14 protein-coding genes are annotated in these 16,786 nt (G+C 66.9%); 8 read left to right on the forward strand and 6 right to left on the reverse strand.

Features of this window, described 5'->3' with window-relative positions; translation table 11 throughout:
• Positions 1–32 precede the first annotated feature (32 nt).
• Entirely contained in the window at positions 33–2,222 is a 2,190-nt protein-coding gene (locus tag QP045_RS03800) for an LPS-assembly protein LptD (RefSeq protein WP_422513870.1), read from the reverse strand.
• A gap of 241 nt (positions 2,223–2,463) precedes the next feature.
• Here QP045_RS03800 and QP045_RS03805 point away from each other — a divergent pair, with 241 nt between their 5' ends.
• The 3 genes from QP045_RS03805 to ndk all read left to right on the forward strand — a co-directional run bounded on the left by QP045_RS03805 (position 2,464) and on the right by ndk (position 4,908).
• Positions 2,464–3,939 carry a leucyl aminopeptidase gene (locus QP045_RS03805; RefSeq protein ID WP_422513632.1) on the forward strand — a complete coding sequence of 492 codons (1,476 nt, stop codon included), beginning with the start codon at positions 2,464–2,466 and terminating at the stop codon, positions 3,937–3,939.
• 13 nt (positions 3,940–3,952) lie between these two features.
• Positions 3,953–4,393 (forward strand): DNA polymerase III subunit chi, encoded by a 441-nt coding sequence (locus QP045_RS03810; protein ID WP_422513633.1) that lies wholly within the window; start codon positions 3,953–3,955, stop codon positions 4,391–4,393.
• Between the two features lie 92 nt (positions 4,394–4,485).
• Positions 4,486–4,908, forward strand: a complete 423-nt coding sequence (ndk, locus tag QP045_RS03815) for a nucleoside-diphosphate kinase (RefSeq protein WP_422513871.1) — start codon at positions 4,486–4,488, stop codon at positions 4,906–4,908.
• 72 nt (positions 4,909–4,980) lie between these two features.
• Here ndk and QP045_RS03820 read toward each other — a convergent pair whose 3' ends face one another.
• The 3 genes from QP045_RS03820 to purM are packed head-to-tail and all read right to left on the reverse strand — an operon-like array spanning position 4,981 to position 7,554.
• Positions 4,981–5,610 carry a hypothetical protein gene (locus QP045_RS03820; protein ID WP_422513634.1) on the reverse strand — a complete coding sequence of 210 codons (630 nt, stop codon included), beginning with the start codon at positions 5,608–5,610 and terminating at the stop codon, positions 4,981–4,983.
• Positions 5,607–6,455, reverse strand: coding sequence for a phosphoribosylglycinamide formyltransferase (purN, locus tag QP045_RS03825; RefSeq protein ID WP_422513635.1), 849 nt, complete (start codon positions 6,453–6,455; stop codon positions 5,607–5,609). Before purN ends, QP045_RS03820 begins: the two co-directional genes overlap by 4 nt.
• Positions 6,448–7,554 (reverse strand): phosphoribosylformylglycinamidine cyclo-ligase, encoded by a 1,107-nt coding sequence (gene purM / locus QP045_RS03830; protein WP_422513636.1) that lies wholly within the window; start codon positions 7,552–7,554, stop codon positions 6,448–6,450. Before purM ends, purN begins: the two co-directional genes overlap by 8 nt.
• Before the next feature lie 61 nt (positions 7,555–7,615).
• Between purM and QP045_RS03835 the strand changes: the two genes are divergently transcribed.
• The 4 genes from QP045_RS03835 to QP045_RS03850 are packed head-to-tail and all read left to right on the forward strand — an operon-like array spanning position 7,616 to position 13,156.
• Positions 7,616–8,890, forward strand: coding sequence for a heavy-metal-associated domain-containing protein (locus QP045_RS03835; protein ID WP_422513637.1), 1,275 nt, complete (start codon positions 7,616–7,618; stop codon positions 8,888–8,890).
• On the forward strand, positions 8,890–9,528 hold the full coding sequence (locus QP045_RS03840; RefSeq protein WP_422513638.1) for a chromosomal replication initiator DnaA: 639 nt from the start codon (positions 8,890–8,892) through the stop codon (positions 9,526–9,528). The genes QP045_RS03835 and QP045_RS03840 overlap by 1 nt, the downstream gene beginning before the upstream one ends.
• On the forward strand, positions 9,525–11,654 hold the full coding sequence (locus tag QP045_RS03845) for an RNA degradosome polyphosphate kinase (RefSeq protein ID WP_422513639.1): 2,130 nt from the start codon (positions 9,525–9,527) through the stop codon (positions 11,652–11,654). Before QP045_RS03840 ends, QP045_RS03845 begins: the two co-directional genes overlap by 4 nt.
• Positions 11,655–11,656: 2 nt before the next feature.
• Positions 11,657–13,156 (forward strand): Ppx/GppA family phosphatase, encoded by a 1,500-nt coding sequence (locus QP045_RS03850; protein ID WP_422513640.1) that lies wholly within the window; start codon positions 11,657–11,659, stop codon positions 13,154–13,156.
• A gap of 4 nt (positions 13,157–13,160) precedes the next feature.
• On the opposite strand, the gene QP045_RS03855 is transcribed toward QP045_RS03850, so the two are convergent.
• Together QP045_RS03855 and rnd are read right to left on the reverse strand one after the other, a co-directional pair.
• Positions 13,161–13,472 (reverse strand): I78 family peptidase inhibitor, encoded by a 312-nt coding sequence (locus tag QP045_RS03855; protein ID WP_422513641.1) that lies wholly within the window; start codon positions 13,470–13,472, stop codon positions 13,161–13,163.
• Positions 13,469–14,644, reverse strand: coding sequence for a ribonuclease D (rnd, locus tag QP045_RS03860; protein ID WP_422513642.1), 1,176 nt, complete (start codon positions 14,642–14,644; stop codon positions 13,469–13,471). The genes QP045_RS03855 and rnd overlap by 4 nt, the downstream gene beginning before the upstream one ends.
• 170 nt (positions 14,645–14,814) lie before the next feature.
• On the opposite strand from rnd, the gene aspS reads away from it, so the two are divergent.
• A complete protein-coding gene (gene aspS / locus QP045_RS03865) occupies positions 14,815–16,644 on the forward strand; it encodes an aspartate--tRNA ligase (protein WP_422513643.1) in 1,830 nt (609 codons plus the stop codon).
• Positions 16,645–16,786 lie beyond the last annotated feature (142 nt).

The following is a 16,786-nucleotide window of genomic DNA, read 5'->3' on the forward strand; positions in this document are numbered from 1 at the left end:
GCGCTCTTGCCCGCATGCTTCTGAACAGGGGCTTAGCGGCCCAGGTTCTTGAACGCCAGCGTCAGCAGATAGCTGTTACCGCCGCGGGCGTCGCCGTTGTCCTGATAATCGCGCTTCCACGTCGCGCCCAGCCGGAGGCAGTCGTCCTCATAGGCAACGCCGAGCCGGTGCCGGATGGCATCGAAGCCGTCCGAAGCGGAGAAGATGTCCTCCCGCTGGTCGGTCAGGTCGATCGTCGCGGAGCCGAATGCCGACCAGAAGCGGCCGATCTTCACGCGGGCGCCCACGCGCAGTTCCTCGCGATCCTGCAGATCCTCGATGACGTCGATGTCGCGGTTCAGGCGCAGATAGCCGACGAGGATGTAGGTTTGCCGGGAGCCGATGGCGGCGTCGATCTCGTTACGCCGTACCGCCAAGCCGTCCTTGTCGAGGCGGTAGCGGTGGGTGATCTGGACGAAATCGCGATAGCGGATCTCCGTCCGACCGACGATGTCCGAGAGCCGGTCGTCGAGGCCGGTGCCGCTCGGAAGGATGGTCTCGCGATTGGACAGGCGATAGCTCTGGCCAACCGACGCATTGATCTCGAAACCGGGCAGAAACAGCGCGTAATCGAGACCGTAGGTAAAGCGGGTGGAGTCCTCAAACCGATCGTAGCCGGAGAACCGGTTGAGCGCGAAGATGTTCGAGTCGTCGAGGTCGACTGCGCGGGAATCCTCGTTCGGCACCGAAAGGTTTGCGGTGCGGGGCGACACCACCGTCTGCAGGCGCGGGGTGATGCGCTGGGTCCCGCCAAAGGCTTCGCCGATGAACGGCCACTGGACATCCAGCGCCAGGGCGCCGATCGCGCGTGTGCTGATGCCTTCGTTGCCGCGATAGCTGGCGACCATCGTCTCCAGCGTATCGTTCGTGTTGTAGATGTCGCCGCGGGCATAGGCCGTGAGGGTAAGCTGCTGGCCCCAGTCGGTGACGCGGCGCAGGTCCCATTGTGCCGCGGCGAACGCGCGCTGGGTATCCTGGCCCTCCTCGCGGAACAGCGCCAGCGTGTTGGCCTGCAGCTGAAGCACGCCGCCGGCAATGTTCTGGAAACGACGACGATAGTCGACCACCGGAAGCGCCACTGGCTGCATCTTCTGGTTGTCGCCAAGGCGCATCGTCTGCACCGCCCAGGCGTTGACCGAGAAGTAGCTGTTCTCGTCGATTCGCTGGACCGCGACGTTGTTGCGCAGCCGGTCCTCGCGCGAGATGTCGTACCGGCGGAGGAACGTGTCGTCTGTCTGGAGCCGAAGCGACGTGCTGACGCTCCAATTGGGGTCCAGCTGGAAATTGCCCACGGCATCGAGGTAGCCGCGAAATGCACGCTTGCTGTTCACCTCGCCATCGCTGCCCATCATCGCGTCGGTACGGCGGCCATAGGTGCCATAGCCGATGACCCGGTATGCGCCGGTATCGGTCAGCTGCCGGTATTCCGCTTGCAGCATCGGCAGGGCGTTGGTGAAGATGTGCGGCGTGACGGTCAGGTCACGGTTCGGCGCGAGCGCGAAATAATAGGGGACCGTAACTTCGAGCCCGTTCACCCGGTCGATCCGCAGCGATGGCGTGAGCACGCCCCCGGCGCTTCCGCCGCCCACGACATGGCTGAACGACGGCAGCGGGATGCCCGGCAGGCTGAACAGCTTGAGCTGGGCGCCTGAATAGCGAATCCGGTGATCGGTGGGATCGTAGGTCACGCGTACGGCAGTGATCTGCCACGAGGGCTGCTTTGGGCATCCCTCGGAGTTGGTGACGGCGCAGGGACTATAGGTCGCCTGTTCGACCTGGATGATCCCGCCTGCATTGCGGTTGCCACTGCGTGCGGCGATCCGGCCACCCTCGTCCAGGACGACGAGCATGTTCTGAATCATGCCGTCCTTGAGCGTATCGGTAAGCTCGATGCGGTCGCCATAGGCGACGTCGCCCTGCGGGTTGGTGACCGCGATATCGCCTTCGGCCACCACCTGGCCCGACTTGCGATTCCAGCTGACCTTGTCGGCGCGCAGCCGGTCGCCCTCGCGAAACATCCGCACGTCACCGGTCGCGGTGACGATATCCGTCTCGCTGTCATATTCGACCTGGTCGGCCGTGAAGCGGATCTCGTCACTGGCCGCCGGTGCAGCCGCGGCTTCGGCCGGCGCAGCTTCGGCCGGTGGGGGCGCTACGGCTCGATCCTGAAGATCCTGCGCCATGGCGGCGCCACCAAAGGCCAGCCAGAGCGGAAGGGCACCGGACAGGAGGAGGACGCTACGCTTCACCTAGAATGACTCTCCATGGGCGGCCGCAGCGCGCGGGGGCAATCTGTAAACGCGCCCTATCGCATCCACTTCCGGGAACCGCAATCGCCCTCCGGTCGCTTTGCGTGCGCGTCGTGCCTGTCCTAAGGGTGCGGCATCGCCATTGGCGCCCGATTCCACCACAGGGACATTATTGATGCAGATCCGTTTCATCTCCTCGCGGCCCGCCGACGCGGCGGCGCTGGTGCTGCCGGTGGGCAAGGGCGGCGTCGCCGGCCTCGGCGATGCGGGGCTGGAAAGCGCCACTGCAGCGCTGGTTCGCGGTGCTGCGGAAGGGGCCCGTTTCGACGGCGAACCCGGCACGATCGCCGAGATTTTCGTTCCCCAAGGCGGTGGCGCGGCGCGCGTGATCCTGCTGGGCACCGGCAACGGCGAAGACGCGGATTTCGAGCGTGCAGGCGGCGCCTTGGCGGGACGTTTCCTCACCGCCGGCATCCCTGCGCTCGTCATTGACTTCTCCACGCTTTCGTCCGCTCCCGCCGCCACGGCGGTCGCGCGGCTGCTGGCTGCGGCCGAGCAGCGCAGCTGGCGGCATGACGTCTATCGCACGCGGCTTCCCGCCAGCCAGCAGATTACGCTGGAGCGGATCGAGGCGGTGGGCGCCCCTGAAGGGATCGACGCGGCCTGGACCGATGCAAAGGCGCTGACCGACGGCCTGGCCCTAACCCGCACGCTGGTGAGCGAGCCGCCGAACATCCTCTATCCCGAGAGCTTCGTAGAGCGCTGCCGCCACCTCGAAGAGCTGGGCGTCGAGATCACCGTCCTGGATGAGGCGGCGATGCGCGAGCTTGGCATGGGTGCCCTGCTGGGCGTGAGCCAGGGCTCGGTGCGTGAGGCACAGCTGCTGGCCATGCGCTGGAACGGCAAGGGCGAAGGCGACGTGGACGTGGCCTTTGTCGGCAAGGGCGTGACCTTTGACACGGGCGGCATCTCGCTCAAGCCCGGGCCCGGCATGGAAGACATGAAGTGGGACATGGGCGGTGCCGGTGCTGTTGCCGGCGCGATGAAGGCACTGGCGCTGCGCAAGGCGAAGGCGAACGTCATCGGCGTCTGTGGTCTGGTGGAGAACATGCCCGACGGCAACGCCCAGCGTCCGGGCGACATCGTGACGTCGATGTCCGGCCAGACGATCGAGATCCTGAATACCGACGCGGAAGGGCGCCTTGTCCTCTGCGACGCCGTCACCTGGGTCCAGCGCACCCACAAGCCCAAGACGATCATCGACCTCGCCACGCTCACCGGCGCGATGATCATTGCGCTCGGCCATGAGCACGGCGGCCTGTTCGCGAACGACGACTCGCTGGCCGAGCAACTGCTCGCGGCCGGCAAGGCGACGGGCGACAAGCTGTGGCGCTTCCCGCTGTCGCCGGCATACGACAAGCTGATCGACTCGCCGATCGCCGACATGAAGAACATCGGCGGCCGCGGCGCTGGCTCGATCACTGCCGCGCAGTTCATCGCTCGCTTCGTCGAGCCGGAAGTCCGTTGGGCGCATCTCGACATCGCCGGCATGGTCTGGGCCGACAAGCCGGGTACCGCCTGGGACAAGGGCGCGACCGGCTATGGGGTGCGGGTGCTCGATCGCTTCGTGCGCGACCAGTTCGAGGGCTGATCGCGCAGCCGCCATGCAGGTCGACTTCTATCACCTGACCCAGCTCCCGCTCGACCGTGCGCTGCCGCGCATCGCCGAGCGGGTCGTTGCGGGTGGCGGCCGGTTGCTGGTGGTGGCGGAGCAGGAAGAGGCGCGCCACGCGCTCGACCGGTGCCTGTGGGCGTATAGCCCGGAGAGTTTTCTGCCGCACGCTCAATCGGGCGGGGCACGGGACGATCGCCAGCCCGTATTGATCTCGGGCTCCGTCGAGGCTCCGAACGGCGCACGCAACATCGCGCTCGCCGATGGCATCTGGCGCGATGAAGCACTCGCGTTCGACCGCACCTTCCACTTCTTTGACGACGAGCGGATCGTCGAGGCGCGCCAGGCGTGGCGCGCGCTGGGCGACCGTTCAGAGATCGTTCGTCGATATTGGAAGCAGAACGACGGCGGGCGCTGGGAACAGGCGGCCTGACGCGCCTGCCCGGGCGTCCGCTTGCATCGCGACTGCGGGGCGACTAGGGAGCCGCGACTTTCCAACATGCCAATTCGAGGAGCCGCATGGCCATGGCCGCGACCCGCACGTTTTCGATCATCAAGCCCGATGCTACCCGCCGCAACCTGACCGGCGCCGTCACCAAGATGCTGGAAGAGGCCGGTCTTCGCGTCGTCGCTTCCAAGCGTATCCAGATGACCAAGGAGCAGGCCGAGGGATTCTACGCGGTCCACAAGGAGCGCCCGTTCTTCAACGACCTCGTCTCCTTCATGATCTCCGGCCCGGTGGTCGTGCAGGTGCTCGAGGGTGAGGACGCTGTAAAGCGTAACCGCGACATCATGGGCGCCACCAACCCCGCGAACGCCGAGCCGGGCACGATCCGCAAGGAACTGGCGGAGTCGATCGAAGCGAACTCGGTCCATGGTTCGGACTCGGAAGAGAACGCAAAGATCGAGATCGACTATTTCTTCAAGCCGGAAGAAATCGTCGGCTGATCCGGACGCTGCCCTTCTGGGGGCAGCATTCCGATCTTCAATAGGGCGTCGCTCCCAGCGGGGGGTGGCGCCCTATTTCGTTGCGCGAAGCCCCAGCCGCCGGCGCTCTGCCGCCCAGAGCGCCTCAAGCCGTTCGTCGGACTTGGCCCCCGGCCGCCGCTGCTTGAGCGTCACGCCCTGCAGCTTGAGCGTCCGGCCGCCGATGAGGCGGCCCTGGGTTGCGAACACGAGTTCATAGATCGCGCTGTCTTCGCGCTGCACATCGCCGTCCCAATATTGGCTGTCGATGCGGATCGGCAGGCGGCCCTGGATCGCGTCCGCGCCCCCATCCGTCAGCTTGAGCAGCGGCCCGGAGATCCAGTCGGCATCGATACGGGTGTCGAGCACGCCATCCTTGGCCGGGACGCCCAGCGACGGCGGGAACTGCACCTCGATGCGCTCGATCCGGTGGTTCGCATCGCTGAGCTGGAGCGTCCGCCCCGTGTTCCCGGGCGTGCCGACGAGGGTGACCAGCTGCGCGACATGCGCCTGTGCGTCTGCCGCGGCCCGCTCACGCGCCGCCTGCTCCGCGCGCTCGATCTGGTTGTCCTTGCGGGACGAGACATTGTTCCACAACGTCAGGCCAGAGATCGCCAGCGCGGCCACCCCCACCACCTCGGCCAGCGTCAGCCAGCGCCAGCGCTTGCGCGGGGTTTCGTTCACCGGCCGCCGGCTTCCAGCAACGCTGGTGGTGCGGTCAGTTCCCATCCGCGCGCAATCGCGTCGCCGACGAGCGTCCAGTCGATGTCGCCGGCCAGCGACAGGGTCTGCCATCCATCATCGCTGCGAACCTTGAGCGCGCTATCGCCGGTCATCCGCGCAAAGGGCGTGTCCGCGACGGTGAAGCTGGGCTGGCCGTCTTCGTTCGACTCGCTGGTTTCGGGCAGGCCGAGCGCGAGGCTGCGGACGCGGGCTAGGGGATCGTCGGTCATGGTACGCACGAACTCCGCCAGGATGCGTGGATAGAGCCGATGTTCCTCCACCAGGACGCGGGCTGCAAGCGCCTCTGCAGTGTCGCCGGGTTCGATCGTGACTTCTGCCTGGCCCAGCACCGTGCCGGCGTCGAGTTCCGCCGTGACGAGGTGTACGGAGCATCCCGCCACGGCATCGCCAGCCGCGATCGCCCGCGCGTGGGTGTCGAGTCCCTTATACTTGGGGAGAAGCGACGGATGGATGTTCACGATCCGCCCGCCCCAACGGTCTACGAATGCCGGGGAGAGCAAGCGCATGTAGCCCGCGAGCGCGATGAGCTCGACCCCGGCGCTCCGCAGCGCGGCATCGATGCGTGCTTCGTACTCCGCCTTCGGCATTCCCTTGGGGCTTTGCGCGAAGGTGGCGATGCCCTGTTCCGACGCCCAGGCGAGACCTGCGGCATCGGGCTTGTCGCTGGCGACAATCGCGATTTCGAACGGGCAGTCCGCCGCACGCGCCGCCTCGACGAGGGCGGCCATGTTCGAGCCGCGACCCGAGATAAGGACACCGACCTTGCGGCGAGCCCGTTCAGCCAAGGTGCGTCGCCGACCAATCGGCACGGGCGCTCCACGTGCCCACGCTGCCGGTAACGGTGCAGCCGCAGTCGCCGGCCTCGACGACACCGATGCGGAAGACCTGCTCGCCCGCGGCAGCAAGCGCCGCGGCGACGCCGTCTGCTTCCTCCGGAGAGACCAGAACGGCCATGCCGATCCCGCAATTGAACGTGCGGGCCATCTCCTCGGGTTCGATCGCGCCCTGCGCCTGCAGGAACGCCATCAACCGCGGCTGCTCCCACGCATCGGCATCGACCCGGGCATGGCATCCGTCCGGCAGGACACGCGGGATATTCTCGAGCAAACCGCCGCCGGTAATGTGCGCGAGGCCGTGGATGCGCTCTTCCCGCAGCAGCGGCAGCAGGCTCTTCACATAGATGCGGGTCGGCGCCATCAGCGTGTCGATCAGCAGATGATCCTGGTCGAACAGGGCAGGGCGATCGAGCTTCCAGCCCTTGTCGGCCGCCAATCGACGGACGAGCGAGAAGCCGTTCGAGTGCACGCCCGAAGAGGCGAGGCCCAGGATCACGTCGCCGACCGCGACGCGGCCCTTGGTCAACAGCTGTTCGCGCTCGACTGCCCCGACGCAGAAGCCGGCGAGGTCGTAATCGTCACCGGCGTACATCCCCGGCATCTCTGCGGTCTCGCCACCGATCAGCGCGCAGCCCGCCTGACGGCACCCTTCCGCGATGGAAGCGATCACGCGCTCCGCAACCGCGGCCTCCAGCTTCCCGCTGGCGTAATAGTCGAGGAAGAACAGCGGCTCGGCGCCCTGAACGATGAGATCGTTGGCGCACATCGCGACGAGGTCGATGCCGACGCCGTCATGGGCATTATGCTCGATCGCCAGCTTCAGCTTGGTACCGACGCCGTCGTTGGCAGCGACCAGCAGCGGGTCCTTGAACCCCGCCGCCTTGGGATCGAAGATCCCGCCGAACCCGCCCAGATCGGCGTCGGCACCGCTGCGTCGGGTGGAGCGGGCAAGCGGCGCGATGGCGCGGACCAGCGCGTTGCCTGCGGCGATCGAAACGCCGGCTCCGGCGTAGGTATAGGGCGTCCCGCCCGCATCTTCGGTGCTCATGGCCGAGCGACTAGCCATATCCTGCTTGGATTTCCACGCCCGCTTCGTCAAAAGGCGGCGGATGCCCTCCTTGCGCCTTTCCAGAACCCTGTGTGCCGGCCTCTTGGTGGCCCTCCTTGCTACCGGCGGGACCGTCGTCGCACAGATCGAGGACAGCGGCCGCGGGGTCGCGCCGATCGCAAGCTCCGGCAGTTTCGAGGTTTCCGGCGTGCGCGTCGACGTCTCTGGCCCGACCGCCGAGGCGGCGCGCATCGGTGGCTGGCGGCTCGCGCAGCGCAAGGGCTGGGACATGCTGTCGCGGCGGCTGACCGGGCGGCCGGGGTCGCTTCCCGATTCGACCCTCGATTCGCTGGTGAGCGGGATCGTGGTCGAGAACGAGCAGATTGGCCCGAATCGCTATGTCGCCCGCCTGGGGGTGCTGTTCAATCGCGCCCGGGCAGGCTCGATCCTTGGAGTCGCGGGCGAGACCCTGCGCTCGCCGGGCCTGCTGGTCGTGCCGCTGCAGGAGTCGGGCGGTGCCGCCACCGTGTTCGAGCGCGCGACGCCGTGGCAGGAAGCCTGGGCGCGTTTCCGGACCGGCAACAGCGTCATCGACTATGTCCGCCTGACCGGAACAGGCCCCGACGCCCTGCTCGTCAACGCCGGACAGGTGAGCCGCCGCGGTCGCGGCTGGTGGCGCACCATCCTCGACCAATATGGCGCGGCGGACGTGCTGATCCCCCAGGTCAAGCTGCGGCGGCAGTGGCCGGGCGGGCCGGTGATCGCCGACTTCACCGCCGGCTATGGCCCGGACCATCATGTGCTCACCCGCTTCACCTTGAAGGTGGACCGGGCCGAGTCGATCCCGGCCTTGCTCGACGAAGGCGTCCGCCGGATCGACACCGCCTATCAGCAGGCCTTGCGTGAGGGTCGCTTGCGCACGGATCCGGCGCTGTCGGCACCGCCCCCTGGTCAGCCGGCGCCTGCGGCTGCACCTTCGGACACCGGGAGCGAGACCCCTGGAGCCGATTTCTCCGCGACGGCACCCGAAGGCCGCACAACGGTGTCGATCCAGTTCGACACGCCAGGCGTCGCAGCCGTGGCCTCCTCCGAAGGCGCGCTCCGTTCCATTGCGGGCGTGCGCTCGGCCGTTACGACCAGCCTGGCGCTTGGCGGCGTGTCGGTGATGCGCGTGGTGTTCGACGGCGACCCGGCCGTGCTTGCGGCCGCACTTCAGGCGCGCGGCTGGCAAGTGACGCAGGGGCCAGGGGTTCTCCGCATCCGCCGCCCGGCAGGCACGCCGACGCCAACTCCCTCTGCCGCGCCGGTGACACCGGCAGCACAGACGGGCGGCTGATGCAGTTCGACTTGCCCCTCGGCCAGCCGGTGGGTGCGCGGGCGGACGAATTCCTCGTGAGCGACATCAACGCCCACGCCGTCCAGCATCTGGAGCATTGGGGCACCTGGCCCGTCATGGCCGCGCTCCTGGTGGGCCCACGCAAGTCGGGGCGGTCGCTGCTCGCTCGCCTGTTCGCGCTCCGCACCGGAGGCACCGTCGTCGATGACGCAGAGCGCCAGCCGGAAGTCGACATCTTTCACGCATGGAACCGTGCGCAGGCGGAGCGTCGGCCGCTGCTGATCGTCGCGGACGCGCCGCCGCCGGCATGGGAGATCCGGCTGCCGGATCTGCGGTCGCGGATCGGCGCGACCCCGGTGCTCTCGCTGGGCATGCCGGACGCGCGCCTGGTGGCGTCGCTGCTCGATTATCTGTTCGAACGTCGCGAAATTGTCGCAGGACCAGGTCTAATCGACTGGATCACCCGGCGGGTTGAGCGGAGCTACATCAGCATCCTCGGCGTTGTCGAAGCGTTGGAGGAGGATGCGATGGTTCGCCAGAACCGTCGCCTCTCGATCGCCACCGCCCGCCCGGTGCTGACAAAAGCGGGGCTGGTACCAAGCGGCCCTCCGACGAGTTTGGAACACGAGGGAGCGTGATCGTGCCAGAGACCGGCCGAAGATATTTCAACCGCGAACTGTCTTGGCTGGCCTTTAATCGCCGCGTTCTGGAAGAGGCCTGCAACCCCGCGCATCCGCTGCTGGAGCGGCTGCGCTTTCTGTCGATCTCGGCCAGCAACCTCGACGAATTCTTCATGGTGCGCGTCGCCGGCCTGAAGGGCCAGATGCTGCAGGGCGTGGAGCTGAAGTCGATCGACGGCTTCACACCTGCCCAGCAGCTCGCGGCTATCGTGGAAGACGCGGCCGACCTAGTCGCTAGCCAGCAGCGGATCTGGAACGAACTGGCGGAAGCGCTGGGGGAGGCCGGCATCTTCGTGCTGGAAAGCGACGCGATCACGGGCGAAGCGGAGGATTGGCTGCGGCGCCACTTCCAGGACCAGCTGTTCCCGATGATCACGCCCCAGGCGCTCGATCCGGCCCACCCGTTCCCGTTCATCCCGAACCAGGGATCGAGCGTGATCTTCGACCTGGTCCGCCTTGCCGATGGGGTGGCGATCCGCGAGCTGGTGCTGCTGCCCGCCGCGGCGCCGCGCTTCGTGAGGATTCCCGGGACGCCGGCGCGATATGTCGCGGTAGAAACGCTCATCAAGCATTTCTCATCGCTGCTTTTTCCCGGGTATCAAGTCTGCGCCTCGGCCGATTTCCGCGTCCTGCGCGACAGCGACATCGAGCTGGAGGAGGAAGCCGAGGATCTCGTCCTCTACTTCCGGTCGGCCATCAAGCGGCGCCGTCGCGGCCGCGTCATCCGCCTCGAGACCGAGAGCGTGATCAGCGAGGGACTCCTCAACGTCCTGAAAGAGGAACTCGGCGGCAGCGACGCGCTTCTGATCGAGAAGAGCGGGTTCCTGGGTCTTGGCGACCTGTCGTTGCTGGTCGAGGAGGACCGACCCGACCTCAAATTCCCACCCTTCAGCCCGCGCTTCCCCGAGCGCATCCGCGAGTTCGGCGGGGATTGCTTCGCGGCGATCCGGTCGAAGGACATCATCGTCCACCACCCCTATGAAACGTTCGACGTGGTGCTGGCTTTCCTGAAGCAGGCGGCGGCGGATCCGGACGTGCTCGCGATCAAGCAGACGCTCTATCGTGCGGGCAAGCAGTCGGCGGTCGTCAACGCGCTCATCGCGGCAGCCGAGGCCGGCAAGTCGGTCACCGCCGTGGTGGAGCTGAAGGCGCGCTTCGACGAGGAGCAGAACCTCTACTGGGCGTCTGCACTGGAGCGCGCCGGGGTGCAGGTCGTCTATGGGTTCATCGACTGGAAGACCCACGCCAAGATATCGATGGTCGTCCGCCGCGAGGACGGCGGCGTGCGCACCTACTGTCACTTCGGAACCGGCAACTACCACCCGGTGACGGCGCGGATTTACACCGACTTGAGCTTCTTCACGGCCGACCCCGTTATCGGGCGCGATGCGGCGCAGGTGTTCAATTACATCACCGGCTATGTCGAGCCCCCCAAGCTTGAGCGGCTCGCGATCTCGCCACGCAACCTGCGGACGCGGCTGATCGAAATGATCGACGGCGAGATCGAGCACGCGAAAGCAGGCCGGAGCGGTGCGATCTGGGCGAAGATGAACTCGCTGGTCGACCCGACCGTTATCGACAAGCTCTACGAGGCGAGCGACGCCGGGGTGCAGATCGAGTTGGTGATCCGCGGCATCTGCTGCCTGCGCCCGCACGTGCCGGGCATGTCCGAGAACATCCGCGTCAAGTCGATCGTCGGCCGCTTCCTGGAGCACAGCCGGATCTGGGCGTTCGGGAACGGCAAGGCCCTGCCGAATGACGGCGCGCTCCTGTTCATGTCCTCCGCCGACTGGATGCCGCGCAACTTCGACCGACGCGTCGAGTATCTGCTGCCGATCACCAACCCCACCGTGCACGAGCAGGTGCTTGACCAGGTGATGCTCGCCAACCTCATCGACGAGGAGCAGAGCTGGGAGCTGGATGCGGATGGCGTTTATCAACGGATCAAGGTCGACGGGCCTGGCTTCAACCTGCACCGCTACTTCATGACCAACCCGTCGCTGTCCGGCCGGGGCGCCGCGCTCGACGATACGATGCCGCAGGAACTTTCGCTGCGGCAGCATCTAACCGAACAGGACGCGTGACCATGGCGCTGCTTTCTCTTCTTCGGCCGATGGCCGCGCCTTCGCCCGCCCATGCGGCGCACACCGCGATCATCGACATCGGCTCAAACTCGGTCCGCCTGGTCGTCTACAGCGGGCCTCTGCGGCTGCCGTCGGTAGTGTTCAACGAGAAGGTGCTGGCCGGGCTCGGAGGCTCGCTCAGCCGGACCGGCAGCATCGACCGGACAGCGATGTCGATGGCCGCAACCGCAATCGCGCGCTTTGCCTGGCTGACCCGCGAGATGAAGGTATCGGAAGTCCGCACCGTCGCCACGGCTGCGGTGCGAGACGCGAGCAACGGCTCCGAACTGATCGCGCTCGCCGCCGCCGAAGGGCTGGAAGTCGAGGTGCTGCCGGGGGAGGCAGAGGCAATCGGCGCAGGCTATGGCGTGCTGTCGGCCTTCCCGGATGCGGACGGTATCGTCGGGGACCTTGGCGGCGGCAGCCTTGAGCTTGTCCGCGTCAGCCGCGGCGAAGTGCGCGAGCGGACGTCCTTTCCCCTGGGGGTGCTGCGGATCGCGGCCATCCGTGACAAGGGCAAGGGTGCGCTGGAGCGGCATGTTACCGAGGCGCTGAAGGAAAGCGGCTGGACCGCCCAAGGGAAGGGGCTTCCATTCTATCTCGTCGGCGGCTCCTGGCGGGCGCTTACCCAATTCGACATGCACCTCACCGAATATCCGCTGCCGATCGTCAACGGCTATGCGATGTCGCGTGAGCGGATCCGAACGCTGGCCAACGTGGTCGCGACCGCGACGAAGCAGGAACTGAAAGCGGTGCCGAACCTGTCGTCCGGGCGCATTCCCACGCTCGCAGGCGCCGCGGTGTTGCTCTCGTCCGTACTCGACGAGCTTGGCTGCGAACGTACAGTCACCTCGTCGTTCGGCTTGCGCGAGGGGTTGTTGTACCAGGCGCTTTCACCGGAAGCGCGCCGCCAGGACCCGCTGCTCGCCGCCGCCCGGGCGGAAGCGCATCTGCTTTCGCGCTTCGAAGAGCACGGCGACCTGTTGAACCGTTGGATCGCGGCGCTGTTTCCGGACGAACTGCCGGAACGCGCGAGGCTGCGTCACACCGCGTGCCTGCTGGCCGACGTGGGGTGGCACGCCAACCCCGACTTCCGCGCCGAGCGCGGGGTCGAGATCGCGCTGCACGGCCAGTGGGTGGGGATCGATGCGGAAGGCAGGGCGATGGTCGCCCAGGCACTGCACACGGCCCTGGGGGGCGGAAACGACACGCCCGCGCCGCTTGCCACCCTCGCACACAGTGCAACGCTCGACACCGCCCGGCGCTGGGGCCTCGCGATCCGGCTAGGCCAGCGGCTCAGCGGCGGCGTGGCCGCGCCGCTGGAACGCACGCGCCTTGAACAGACCGACGATGCGATCCGGCTTCGCTATTCGCCCGCCGATGCCGCGCTCTACGGTGAAGCCGTCCAGAAGCGGCATCGGGCCCTCGCAAACGCCTTCGGCCTTGAGGCGGCCGTCGGCTAAAGGCTTACCCGCAGTGGAAGCGGGTGACGGTCCCGTTCGCGTCGGTGTCCATGTTCAGGCGGTCGTGGCGATAGTCCATGGTGACGGCCATGCCGGGCTCAATCCGCCGGAAGGTGCGGGCCCCGGAGCGGCGAAGCGCTTCCTTTGCGACCTCGGCAGTACCCGGCTTTCCGACCAGGTCCGAGAGTTCGTCGGTGCGGCATCCGCCCTCTTCGCCGTTGGGAGCGACCGTTTCCGGCCCCGTGACAGGCGCCTGATCGGCAAGTGTCGGCGTGCAGCCGGCCAGTACCAGCAGCGGGAGTATCGTGCGGATCATTCTGCAGCCTCCGTCAACGTCATCTTGAGCTTTCCACCGCCGACGGAGAAAGCCATGCGTCCCTCGACCAGTGCGAGCGCGTCGCGCCCGAATTCCTCGTAGCGCCAGCCCCGCAGGATGCCGAGCCCCTCGCGTTGTCCGGCGGCGAGCGCCTCAAGTTCGTCCGAGCGTGCGAGCAGCCGTGCCGCGACGTTGATGTCGCGCGCGCGGATCTTGAGCAGCAGCTTGAGGAGGTCGGCGACGAGCGCGCCTTCCTTGCCCAGCGAAGGCCCGCGCTCCTCGCGCGTCGGCATCTCCGACGCAGGAAGCGGCTCCGCCTCTGCCAGCGCGGTCATCATCCTGCCGCCGATGTCGTTGCCGGCCCAGGCGGCGGACAGCCCGCGCACCTTGGCGAGATCGGCCTGCTTCTTGGGCGGGTTGCCCGCCAGGTCGGCAATCGTCTCGTCCTTGGCGATGCGGCCGCGGGGCAGGTCCTTGTTCTGGGCCTCCAGCTCGCGCCAGCGCGCCAGCGCCTTCAAGCGGCCGAGCACCTCCGGCTTGCGGCTGCTCACGCGCACCCGCTGCCATGCGGTGTCGGGATCGTTGAAATAGTTGGAAGGGTTGCCGATCCGCTCCATCTCTTCGTCCAGCCAATCGCCGCGTCCGGTCTTGCGCAACCGGGTGAGCATCTTGGGGAAGATCTTGGAGAGGTGCGTCACGTCCGCGATGGCGTAGTCGAGCTGGCGGCTGTCGAGCGGCCGGCGGCTCCAGTCGGTGAAGCGCGCGCCCTTGTCGACGGCGATCCCCAGATAGGCTTCGACCAGGTTCGAGTAGCCGACCTGTTCCCCCTGGCCGAGCGCCATGGCAGCGATCTGGGTGTCAAACAGCGGGTAGGGCGTCTTGCCCGTCAGATTGTAGACGATCTCAAGATCCTGCCCGCCGGCGTGGAAGACCTTGAGGACGTCGTCGTTGTTGACCATGAGTTCGAGGAGCGGGCCGAGGTCGATCCCGGGTGCCATCGGATCGATCGCGGCGGCTTCCTTGTCATCCGCGATCTGGATGAGGCAAAGCTCCGGCCAGTAGCTGTTCTCGCGCATGAATTCGGTATCGACGCAGACATAGTCGGCATCGGCGAGACGCGCGCAAAGATCGGCAAGAGTGGCGCTGTCGGTGATCAACGGATGGATGTGCATCATCGCCCCATAGGCGGTGCTGCGGGTTGACAAAAGGGGGATGGGGAGGGAAGCGGCGGGCCTGCCTTTCCCCGTCACTTCAGCGGAGGCTGGGTCCTCTTCATGCAGGCCCGACGCCTGCGGACCCAGATCCCGGCCTTCGCAGGGGTGACGCTATCAGAGATTGCATCATGCACCCCTATCGTACGCACAATTGCAGCCAGCTCGACGCCGACAACGACGGCCAGGAAGTTCGCCTGTCGGGTTGGGTGCATCGCAAGCGCGACCATGGCGGCGTGCTCTTCATCGACCTGCGCGACCATTATGGCATCACCCAGATCGTCGCGGACAGCGACTCGGCGGCGTTGCCGACGCTCGAGTCGCTGCGTGCCGAGTCCGTTGTGACGATCGACGGCGTGGTGAAGCGGCGCAGCGCCGCAAGCGTGAACCCGAACCTGCCCACCGGTGAGATCGAGGTGTTCGCGCGTTCGGTGACCGTCCAGTCGATGGCGCAGGAACTGCCGATGCCCGTCGCGGGCGACGCCGAATATCCCGAGGATATCCGCCTTCGCTATCGCTTCCTCGACCTGCGGCGTGAGAAGGTGCACGCCAACATCATGCTGCGTGCAAAGGTGATCGCGTCGCTGCGCCAGCGCATGATCGAGCAGGGGTTTACCGAGTTCCAGACGCCGATCCTGACGGCTTCCTCGCCGGAGGGCGCGCGCGACTATCTGGTGCCCAGCCGCGTGCATCCGGGCAAGTTCTACGCGCTCCCGCAGGCGCCGCAGATGTTCAAGCAGCTGCTGATGGTCGCGGGCTTCGACCGCTATTTCCAGATCGCGCCCTGCTTCCGCGACGAGGACGCCCGCGCCGATCGCTCGCCGGGAGAGTTCTACCAGCTCGATTTCGAGATGAGCTACGTCACCCAGGAAGACGTGTTCGCCGCGATCGAGCCGGTGCTGCATGGCGTCTTCGAGGAATTCGCGAACTGGCAGGGCAAGGGCCGCAGCGTGAGCGCGCTGCCGTTCCGCCGCATCCCGTACCGGGAATCGATGCTGAAGTACGGCAACGACAAGCCGGACCTGCGCAACCCCATCCTGATCTCCGACGTCTCCGAGCATTTCCGCGGATCGGGCTTTGGCCTGTTCGACCGGATCGTCCAGGGCGGCGGCGTCGTGCGCGCCATCCCGGCGCCGAACACCGCGGGCAAGAGTCGCAAGTTCTTCGACGACCTGAACGACTGGGCCCGCTCGGAAGGCCATGCGGGCCTGGGCTATATCACCCAGAAGAACGGCGAGCTGGGCGGCCCCATCGCCAAGAACCACGGTGAAGAGGCGACTCGCAAGCTGATCGCAGAACTGGGCCTTGGCCCGGACGACGGCATCGTGTTTGCCGCTGGCAAGGAACTGCAGGCGGCAAAGCTCGCCGGCCTCGCCCGCACCCGGATCGGTGAGCAGCTGGAGCTGATCGACCAGAGCCGTTTCGAGTTCTGCTGGATCGTCGACTTCCCGATGTTCGAGTATGACGAGGACGCCAAGAAGGTCGACTTCAGCCACAATCCGTTCTCGATGCCCCAAGGCGAGCTGGAAGCGCTGGAGACCAAGGATCCGCTCGATATCCTGGCGTACCAGTACGACATCGTCTGTAACGGCATCGAGCTATCCTCGGGCGCGATCCGGAACCATCGTCCGGAGATCATGTACAAGGCATTCGAGATCGCCGGCTATTCGCAGGCGGACGTGGATGCGCACTTCGCGGGCATGATGAACGCGTTCAAATACGGGGCGCCGCCGCACGGCGGGTCGGCACCGGGCGTCGATCGCATCGTCATGCTGCTCGCCGACGAGCCGAACATCCGCGAGGTCATCACCTTCCCGATGACGCAGAAGGCGGAAGACCTGATGATGGGCGCGCCCAGCTTTGCGACTGCCAAGCAGCTGCGCGAGCTCAACATCCGCGTGACCGCCGACACGGCCAAGAAGGAAGCGGCAGCCGCGGTCGCACCCGACGCCGCCAACTGAGTGATCCCGCCACTCGCGCAAACGCGCGGTGGCGGCCAGGAACCGCGTTTCCCCCCCGGTCCGGCGTTGCGGGCAGATGCTGCCCTCGCACGAACACCCCCAAAGCGCACGCAACGGCCACGAAAAAGCCGTCCGGACGCGG

Origin of the sequence: Sphingomonas sp. 3-13AW, from assembly GCF_049311085.1 — a bacterium.
In the GTDB taxonomy this organism is placed as follows: domain Bacteria; phylum Pseudomonadota; class Alphaproteobacteria; order Sphingomonadales; family Sphingomonadaceae; genus Sphingomonas.

What these genes read in the sequence shown, in the direction of transcription:
- QP045_RS03800 (WP_422513870.1), bottom strand. Translation starts at nt 2,222, where the DNA reads ATGGCGCAGGATCTTCAGGATCGAGCCGTAGCGCCCCCACCGGCCGAA.
- QP045_RS03805 (WP_422513632.1), top strand. Translation starts at nt 2,464, where the DNA reads ATGCAGATCCGTTTCATCTCCTCGCGGCCCGCCGACGCGGCGGCGCTG.
- QP045_RS03810 (WP_422513633.1), top strand. Translation starts at nt 3,953, where the DNA reads ATGCAGGTCGACTTCTATCACCTGACCCAGCTCCCGCTCGACCGTGCG.
- ndk (WP_422513871.1), top strand. Translation starts at nt 4,486, where the DNA reads ATGGCCGCGACCCGCACGTTTTCGATCATCAAGCCCGATGCTACCCGC.
- purM (WP_422513636.1), bottom strand. Translation starts at nt 7,554, where the DNA reads ATGAGCACCGAAGATGCGGGCGGGACGCCCTATACCTACGCCGGAGCC.
- QP045_RS03835 (WP_422513637.1), top strand. Translation starts at nt 7,616, where the DNA reads ATGCCCTCCTTGCGCCTTTCCAGAACCCTGTGTGCCGGCCTCTTGGTG.
- QP045_RS03840 (WP_422513638.1), top strand. Translation starts at nt 8,890, where the DNA reads ATGCAGTTCGACTTGCCCCTCGGCCAGCCGGTGGGTGCGCGGGCGGAC.
- QP045_RS03850 (WP_422513640.1), top strand. Translation starts at nt 11,657, where the DNA reads ATGGCGCTGCTTTCTCTTCTTCGGCCGATGGCCGCGCCTTCGCCCGCC.
- QP045_RS03855 (WP_422513641.1), bottom strand. Translation starts at nt 13,472, where the DNA reads ATGATCCGCACGATACTCCCGCTGCTGGTACTGGCCGGCTGCACGCCG.
- rnd (WP_422513642.1), bottom strand. Translation starts at nt 14,644, where the DNA reads ATGCACATCCATCCGTTGATCACCGACAGCGCCACTCTTGCCGATCTT.
- aspS (WP_422513643.1), top strand. Translation starts at nt 14,815, where the DNA reads ATGCACCCCTATCGTACGCACAATTGCAGCCAGCTCGACGCCGACAAC.